Raw genomic sequence first — 2,968 nt, 5'->3', positions numbered from 1 at the left:
GTTGCTGCAAAGAGAAGGAGTGGATCCTTCTGAAATTGATTCCATTCTCATGATTGGAGACGTTCGCTGGATGCCTACCATTCAGGCCGAATTATCCGCCGTCGTGGGAGAGCATGCGCCGTTGATTCCCCTCAACTCCTCCGACATTGCCAGAGGAGCTGCAATACAAGCCGAGTATTTGATGCCTCCTATGGACAGGAGTATTCCGCATGCGGTGAGCAGCACCAGCTATGATCTCGCCGTCTTGATGCATGACGACGACAATATGCTCGCTCCTCCCAAGGTATTGGTGCCACGAGCGACACCCCTTCCTTGTAGTGTTAGCCGAACGCTGCGATTCACGCGAGAAGGAAAAAGACAACCTACCTTGCAGTTCCTGGAGGGGTCTCGGATCGGTCAATCCACATGGAATAAGCTTGGAAAGGTCGACTTGCAGACCTGTTTCAAGAATCGCAGCGAAGCGGATCCACTCCAACTGCGGCTGGAAGTGGACCAAAGCGGGCTTTGGATCGGAACGGTAGCTTGGCCAGCCGGCAATGATCAAATTCCCGTTTCGCCTTTGAATGAACCATTGATGGACGTCGTTTCCATCCGGCAATGGAGAGATTGGCTCGAATCCCTGTTCCTCTGCAACAGCTAATCGGTTGTCGGCAAATTTTTTTTGATGGGGTCTACTTGAAGGCGTCGATCCGCTAAACTATGGAAATGTGTGCGGGGTTGCAGCAAAGCTTTTGTTTTGTGGGTTCGGAGTTCTTGAGGTGAGGTGACGAGGATATGTCAGTTGAATTGCCAGTGATTGAATCGGAATCCAATGGATCATCGTGCTGCCGACTCAGCCCTTATTCCATTGGTATGTTGGTTGGTCTGACCATAGCATGTGTTGGGGGCGCGTTGATTGGCGGTCTCGGGTTTATGCTAGGTCGTTCTACGTTGACAGCCCGTCCATCGGAGCCCTCAGTTGCTTCATCGACTTTCGGAATTCCTAACGATCGTATTCCACCAGAGTTGCTTCGTGCGACGGCGACCCATGGTGGCAACAATCTTGCAGTATGTACCGGTTGGATTGACGATGACTCCGAGGGATTTTTCGCTCTCGACTACAACACGGGTGATCTGAAGTGCTGGGTTTATTATCCGCGTCAAGGAGCATTCGGCGGTTTGTTCATGACAAATGTGCAGCCTGTTTTGGGTATGAGCAAGAATCCTGAATATCTTCTGGTATCCGGTCAAGCGATTCCCGTAGGCGCGGGAACAAACGTCAGGCCAGCAAATTCGTTGGTGTATGTTGTCGATACGAAAAGTGGATTTTTCGCTGCCTATACGATTCCATGGAATCGAACAATGGAATCGTCGAGTGCTATGCAGGGTGGCCAGATCATTTTTGTTGGAGGAGGTGTTGTTCGTGAGCCTCAGAGCGGTGTGAAGAAGCCGGCGACTCCACCTCCCGCTGGAGGAAAAAATGGAATTGGAGGAGCGCCAGGTGCAAATCCAAATGCTCCTGCGAATCCCAACGCTCCGCCTGCGAACCCAGGTGCTGCACAAGATCCGTTTGGTGCAGGAGGAAACAAACCTGCGGGTGGAAATCCACCAGCCGGTGGCAACCCGCCGGGCAATAAAAAGAAGTAGTTCCCCAATTATCGCGATATTGCGTTAGAAGTCTTTCTGTAAGTTATGGCCATCAGTGAGTGGGTTAGCGGGCGAGTGTTTCAATTCGTCCACGGTAATAATCTTGTCTACAACACCTGCTGGGAAGATCCGCGACTCGATCGTCAAGCGATGGACTTCTCGGCAAACGATACGGTGATGGTGATAACATCCGCCGGATGTAACGCCTTGGACTATCTGTTGGCTGGTGCGGGAAAGGTTCATGCGGTCGACATGAACCCTCGCCAGAATGCTCTTTTGGAGCTAAAGGCATCCGCAATTCGAAACTTGGATTACGAGCGTTTCTTTCAGATGTTCGGCGAGGGGCGACTTCCGAACGTCGAATCCATTTATGCAGCTCATCTTCGAAAGTCCCTTTCCCCACTTTCTCAAAAGTATTGGGATCGATGGATCAAATTTTTTGATCACCCAAAGAAGTCCTTTTTCTTTCGTGGGACATCCGGTGCGTTCGCCAAGATGATTGGCACTTATATGCAGAAAGTAGCTCGTTGCCGGAAAGAAGTTCTGCAGCTTCTGGAGGCTCCCACGCTACAGGATCAGCAGGAGATCTACGACAAGGTCTACCACAAAATCTGGTCAAAATCGTTGCGATTCGCCATGAATCGAGACACAACATTAAGCATGTTGGGTGTTCCAAAAGCACAGAGACGGCAGATCGATCAGCAGTATCCAGGCGGGATCGTAAAGTTCATCGAAGACTCGATTGAGGCCGTCTTTAGAAAGCTACCCATCCAGGATAATTACTTTTGGAGAGTATACGTAACAGGAAAATACACAGCTAGCTGTTGTCCCGAGTATGTACGACAGGCAAACTTTGATCGCCTAAAGAACGGGTTGTTGGATGGATTGCATGTCCATACGAATTCAGTCCAGGGATTCCTAGAAAAGAATGACGCGCCGATCAATCGATTCATCCTGCTGGATCATATGGATTGGCTCAGCGACTACTACTTCCCATGGCTCGAATCAGAGTGGCAAGCGATCCTGTTGCGAGCGGCGCCAGGTACTCGAATTCTGTGGCGATCAGGTGGATTGCGAACGGACTTTATCGATAATGTTATGGTGAAGAAGAACGGCGAAACTGTTCGCTTGAACGAACTCCTGCAGTACCAAACGGAACTTGCCAATAAACTGCATCAGTTGGATCGGGTTCACACCTACGGCAGTTGCTGTATTGCAGATCTCGTCGCTTAATCCTGTCGTTTTATCACAATAAGCTTTAATACAGTACGCTTTATCACAGTACGCTTTATCGCTGTACTTTCCACTCCAAGTGCCAAATCACAGAACATAGCATGGTTCA

At 49.9% G+C, this 2,968-nt stretch carries 3 protein-coding genes; all 3 read left to right on the top strand.

The window, feature by feature from the left end; genetic code table 11:
• Positions 1–640 (top strand): Hsp70 family protein (locus ACIQ2L_RS13510; RefSeq protein ID WP_396159705.1); only part of this gene is annotated, 640 nt, incomplete at its 5' end.
• A gap of 551 nt (positions 641–1,191) precedes the next feature.
• Positions 1,192–1,626 (top strand): hypothetical protein, encoded by a 435-nt coding sequence (locus ACIQ2L_RS13505; protein WP_396159703.1) that lies wholly within the window; start codon positions 1,192–1,194, stop codon positions 1,624–1,626.
• Positions 1,627–1,671: 45 nt separating this feature from the next.
• Entirely contained in the window at positions 1,672–2,859 is a 1,188-nt protein-coding gene (locus ACIQ2L_RS13500) for a DUF3419 family protein (protein WP_396159702.1), read from the top strand.
• Positions 2,860–2,968: the final 109 nt, after the last annotated feature.

This window comes from Flavobacterium sp., from assembly GCF_044369455.1.
Lineage (GTDB): Bacteria > Bacteroidota > Bacteroidia > Flavobacteriales > Flavobacteriaceae > Flavobacterium.
This window is presented reverse-complemented; position numbering and strand designations above follow the sequence as displayed.